The sequence below is a fragment of the Shewanella sp. ZOR0012 genome, from assembly GCF_000798835.1.
Classification (GTDB): Bacteria; Pseudomonadota; Gammaproteobacteria; order Enterobacterales; family Shewanellaceae; genus Shewanella; species Shewanella xiamenensis.
This window is the reverse complement of record NZ_JTLE01000094.1, coordinates 2,360,037-2,365,835: the sequence shown is the minus strand read 5'-3', so window position 1 is coordinate 2,365,835 and position 5,799 is coordinate 2,360,037. Positions and strand designations below refer to the sequence as shown.

At 47.4% G+C, this 5,799-nt stretch carries 4 protein-coding genes; 1 reads left to right on the top strand and 3 read right to left on the bottom strand.

What is annotated here, in order from left to right; genetic code table 11:
* Positions 1–65: 65 nt before the first annotated feature.
* From ihfA to pheS, 3 genes are read right to left on the bottom strand one after another with little or no spacing between them, the layout of a single operon-like run.
* Positions 66–362, bottom strand: coding sequence for an integration host factor subunit alpha (ihfA, locus tag L976_RS12025; protein WP_011622581.1), 297 nt, complete (start codon positions 360–362; stop codon positions 66–68).
* A gap of 3 nt (positions 363–365) precedes the next feature.
* On the bottom strand, positions 366–2,753 hold the full coding sequence (pheT, locus tag L976_RS12020) for a phenylalanine--tRNA ligase subunit beta (protein ID WP_047536997.1): 2,388 nt from the start codon (positions 2,751–2,753) through the stop codon (positions 366–368).
* A 14-nt stretch (positions 2,754–2,767) separates the two neighbouring features.
* Positions 2,768–3,751 (bottom strand): phenylalanine--tRNA ligase subunit alpha, encoded by a 984-nt coding sequence (pheS, locus tag L976_RS12015; protein ID WP_047540433.1) that lies wholly within the window; start codon positions 3,749–3,751, stop codon positions 2,768–2,770.
* 470 nt (positions 3,752–4,221) lie between these two features.
* On the opposite strand from pheS, the gene L976_RS12010 reads away from it, so the two are divergent.
* A complete protein-coding gene (locus tag L976_RS12010; protein WP_047536995.1) occupies positions 4,222–5,739 on the top strand; it encodes a methyl-accepting chemotaxis protein in 1,518 nt (505 codons plus the stop codon).
* The last annotated feature ends 60 nt before the right edge of the window (positions 5,740–5,799 follow it).

The following is a 5,799-nucleotide window of genomic DNA, read 5'->3' as shown; positions in this document are numbered from 1 at the left end:
TCACCATAAAAAGAAAATAGTAAAGCCACTCACGAAGGAGTGGCTTTACTGTCGAACATCTAAAATTACTTGCCCGCGTTAGAAGCTTCTACGCGAGTTTTCAGTTTCTGGCCGGGACGGAAGGTCACGACACGGCGAGCGGAAATCGGGATATCCTCGCCTGTTTTTGGGTTCCTTCCCGGTCTTTGATTCTTATCCCTAAGGTCAAAGTTGCCAAAGCCAGATAACTTGACCTGCTCACCACTTTCAAGTGCGCCTCGAATTTCTTCAAAGAACGACTCAACCATCTCTTTGGCTACACGCTTGTTTATACCGAGTGTTTCAAAAAGATGTTCTGCCATTTCGGCTTTGGTAAGTGCCATACTTTAATCCCTCAACGATGCGTTGAACTCGGTCTTCAGGGCAGAAACAACTGAATCTACAGTTTCAGCGATCTCTTTTTCCTCAAGTGTACGAGTAGTGTCTTGTAATGTAAGTGCTATCGCCAAGCTCTTCTTGCCGGGCTCAACACCTTTACCTAAGTATACATCGAACAAGTTTATGCCAACCAACTGATTTTCGCCAACTTTTCTTATCAATTTCATTACATCGCCTGCAGATACACTTTCATCTACGACTACTGCGATGTCACGACGATTAGCCGGGAACTTAGATACAGCTTGGGCTAGCGGTAAACTGGTATGCAATAAAGCATCCAATTCCAACTCAAAAACGATGGTTTTACCATTGAGTCCAAAAGGCTTCTCCAAACTAGGATGGATAGCACCTATATGACCGATCACTCGATCATTTCTCAATATTTCAGCACATTGCCCTGGATGAAGAGCAGAATGCGTCGCTACTCTAAAGCTAAATTCTGATGCGGAAACTGTCAAGCCGATAATTGCTTCTAAATCACCTTTAAGGTCGAAAAAATCAACGGTTTTCGATTCCATTGACCAATGTTCGTCATTTTGAAGCCCTGTAATGACGCAACCGAGCATAGCTTGCTGTCTTACACCGGATTCTGCATGAATATCAGGAACAAAGCGCAGGCCAGTTTCAAAAAGTCTCACGCGACCCTGTTGACGACTTTGGTTGTAGCCAACCGCAGTCAATAATCCAGTGAACATCGACAACCGCATGGCCGACATTTCGCTAGAAATCGGGTTCGGTAACACCATGGCTTGCTCACCTGGGTGAACCAGATTTTGCAGCTTAGGATCGACGAAACTGTAAGTCACAGCTTCTTGGAAACCACGGGCCACTAACAGCGAACGAACGCGCTTGAGGCTTAAGTCGGTTTCTTTATGATCAGACATCCGCAGTGACGCCACGGGCGCAACGTTTGGAATGTTGTTGTAACCGTAGATACGGGCAACTTCTTCGATTAAGTCTTCTTCAATCGCCATATCGAAGCGGTAAGTGGCGGTGGTGACCTGCCAGCTCCCCTCACCTGCAACGACGCCGAAACCTAAACGTTCGAGGATTTCAACCACGTCGCTATCGGGAACATGGTGACCCAGAATTTTATCTAACTTGCTGCGACGCAATAGAATTTGCGCAGGCTTTGGTAAGTCAGCGTCAGATTTGGCTTCAACCACAGGACCCGCTTCACCGCCGCAAATATCCAGCACTAAGCGAGTCGCACGGTCCATAACTTTGTGCTGCATCTCAGGGTCAACACCACGTTCGAAACGGTGTGATGAATCGGTATGCAGACCTAAACGGCGTGACTTACCCATAATCGCTAACGGCGCGAAGAACGCACATTCAAGCAGTATGTCTTGGGTAGTGTCGCTCACACCCGAATATTCACCGCCAAACACACCAGCAAGGGCTAATGGACGCGCATCGTCGGCAATCACTAGAGTGTCGTTTGGAATAGTCACTTCGCTGCCATCGAGCAGGGTGATTTTCTCTTCACCATTACCTAAACGCACTTGGATATCGCCAGTCAGTTTGGCAAGGTCGAAGGCGTGCATCGGTTGACCGAATTCAACCAACACAAAGTTAGTGATATCCACGATAGGATCGATTGAGCGGATACCACTGCGACGCAGTTTTTCCTGCATCCATAATGGCGTAGCCGCTTTCACGTTCACATTCTTCACCACACGACCTAAGTAGCGTGGGCAAGCTGCGGTTTCTTTGACATTAATAGCCACTTTGGCATCAGTGCTTGGCGTCACGGCTTGCCACTGTGGCTCGGTTACCGCTTGACGGTTTAACACGCCAACTTCACGGGCCAAACCTACCATACCTAAGCAATCGGCACGGTTAGCGGTTAAATCCACTTCAATCACGGCATCATCAAGTTGGAGATACTCACGTAAATCCTTGCCTAATGGTGCATCTAATGGCAGTTCGATAATGCCATCGCTATCGATATCAATACCCAGCTCGCTGTATGAACACAGCATACCTTCTGAAGGCATACCACGCAGCTTAGCCTTCTTAATTTTAAAATCGCCTGGCAGTACGGCACCGACCATTGCTACGGCCACTTTTAAGCCTTGACGGCAGTTAGGTGCGCCACAGACGATATCGATAAGCTCACCGCTGCCGACACTGACTTTAGTCACGCGCAGTTTGTCTGCATCTGGGTGCTGGCCACACTCGACCACTTCACCAATCACAACACCGCTAAACTCTGCAGCCACGGCATCAACGCCATCAACTTCGAGTCCAGCCATAGTGATCTGGTGGGATAATGCTTCACGGCTAACGGCAGGATTGACCCACTCACGAAGCCAAGATTCGCTAAATTTCATGCTATACAGCTCCGTTATTTAAATTGCTTCAGGAAACGCAGGTCGTTTTCGAAAAACGAACGTAGATCGTTTACGCCGTAACGCAGCATTGTTAAACGCTCAACACCCATACCAAAAGCAAAACCAGAGTATTTTTCTGGATCAATGCCAACACTACGGAGCACATTTGGGTGCACCATACCGCAGCCTAACACTTCTAACCATTTGCCGTTTTTACCCATTACGTCCACTTCGGCTGAAGGCTCAGTGAAGGGAAAGTAAGAAGGACGGAAACGCACCTGCAAATCTTCCTCGAAGAAGTTACGCAGGAAATCATGCAACACGCCTTTTAATTCGGCGAAGTTAACGTTTTCATCGACCAGCAAACCTTCCACTTGGTGGAACATTGGCGTGTGAGTTTGGTCGTAGTCGTTACGATACACACGACCTGGTGAAATAATCCGCAATGGCGGCTTTTCAGTTTCCATAGTACGAATTTGCACGCCCGAGGTTTGGGTACGCAGCATCAGCTTAGGATTAAAATAAAACGTATCGTGGTCGGCACGCGCTGGGTGGTGCTCAGAGATATTCAAGGCGTCGAAGTTATGGAAATCATCTTCGATTTCAGGGCCTTGTTTTACCGAAAACCCTAATTCCCCAAAAAAGGTTTCGATACGTTCAATGGTGCGCGTCACTGGGTGTAAACCACCGATTTCGATAGTGCGACCAGGTAGCGTCACATCAATCTTTTCGGCAATTAATTTGGCTTCTAGCTCTGCACTTCTCAGGACGTCGATGCGCTCAGTTAATTTCTGTTGAATGGCCTGTTTCGCATCATTGACCGCCTGACCAAAAGCGGGTTTTTCTTCAGGACTTAAGCTGCCCATCATTTTCATCATGTCGGTGATCTTACCTTTCTTACCTAGGTAATCGACACGGATATCATCCAGTGCTTTTAGATCACTGGCCTGGTCAATAATGACTAAGGCTTGTTCTACGATCTCAGTTAACTGCTGCATTTTCTCTTCCACTGCATAGTCGCGCTTGATAAACAAGTGCTATGGGCGCCAAACTTTCAGGCTATTTCGGTGCTCAGGTTATCGGGCGTTAATGCCAGACGCTTTGCTAGCTATAACGAAATAAAAGGAGAGAAATTTTACGCGAGCGAGCGGCATATTACTAGGGCTTATTCGGGGTTTTTATCATGCAAATTCATGTGTTATCCCAACAAACCTTCCAAGTTGATCGCCTTGGAAAGACATTTGTCGATTTTTACAGCAGTCACGTGATCACGCACTAACCACTGGCGACACATGTAACTAAACTGTAAACTTATGTTTGTACCTTGCCAAAATTGCTGCAAAACAAACAAAAATGCCGCAATTGGACAACAATAATACAAGCAACAGCTTACTAAGCAGAAAAACATAAAGTCTATGGCAAATCGACCGATATCCATTTGGTCACAGCCCAATTTATCGAGGCGCTAATGAAAGAAGTTAAATTTCGCTGGATAGATCAATACCTTATCCACATGACCTTAAAAACCAAATTTGCAATTCTCGCCCTAGTTCCGATGTTTATGATTGTGGGATTAGCGGTATTTTTAAATACTCAGTTTAGGGATACCCTGCTTGAAAGCCATTTGCATGGGCTCCAAGACACTTCCCAGAAAATCAATCAACTCGCCGCCCAGATTTCTAGCAAGCTACCCGAGCAAGAGCGCCAAAATTTACCTAATCAGCTGAGCCAAGGCTTACAGAATGTTCAGATTGTTACAGTTTCTGAGGCTGATAGCCGCGCACAAACCCTTGCGCGCAGCGGCGGTGGTATTGATACCAGCAGTTCACCTAATCGGGCTGTTAGCTCGGTTAATGATCAAAATATGCTGACCATCATTCCAGTCGATGATCGTCAACTTAACGCCCTTTTAGCCGATGACAATATCTTAGTCTACAGCCTGATGGCAGTACTGTTATTCGTGCTCTTCCTGTTTAGCTACTACATCTCTACCTTCGTTGGCGGTGCACTCTATACCACAGTCATGGCACTCAAACGTGCCGCTTCGGGGGATTTGACTGGCCGATTAAACTTCTTCGAAGTCAAAGATGAATTCAGCATCTTAGCTATCAGTATCGACACGCTAGTCGAGCGCCAGCACAACTTGGTGAAGCAGATAGCAGAATCCACCAGCAAGATCCGCGAAGTGGTTTCATCTTTTAGAAGTACGGCTCAGCAAGGACAAGCCCTTGCGGTCAATCAACGTCACCACCTCGACTCCTTAGCCACGGCGATGGAAGAAATGACCGCTGCGGTAAAAGAAGTGGCGCGCAACGCCGAGCAATCCTCCGCCGAAACCCAAGAGGCGAATCAACAGGTTAATGCGGGTTCTAAGGATATTGAAACCACAGTAAGCGCAATTGATGTGCTGTCGGATGAGATTTCTGCTGCATCAAATGCGGTCAATACCCTCAACGACAACGCCAGTAAGATTGATGAGGTGGTTTCGACCATTAATGCTATCTCGCAACAAACTAACCTACTCGCGTTAAATGCCGCGATTGAAGCGGCGCGTGCCGGCGAACAGGGTCGCGGTTTTGCGGTAGTGGCCGATGAGGTACGAACCCTCGCTGGCCGCACGCAAGCTGCAACGGTAGAAATTAAAGCCATGATTGAGTCGCTGCAACAAGGCACACGTAACCTCACTCAAGTGATGTCTCGCACCGTGAGTCAAGCAAGTGAAGGCAAACAGCATGTACTGCAAACGGGTAAAGATCTCGAGTCGATTGCCCACCATAGCAGCCGCGTGTTCGAAATGAGTGTGTTGATTGCCACGTCTGCGGAAGAACAATCGGCCGTAGCTAACGAAATCGCGACCAATCTGATGGAAATTCGCAATCAATCCCACGATGTCGAGCAATCGGCGAACCAATCGGTATCGGGTTGTGATGAGTTGCAAGCCACCGCGGGACAATTGGACCAGCTGATGGTGGGTTTAAAAATCTAATCGTTGAAGAGCTAAGCAACAAGGGAGCCAAGCACCCTTGTTGCTTAAATAACGAATCGT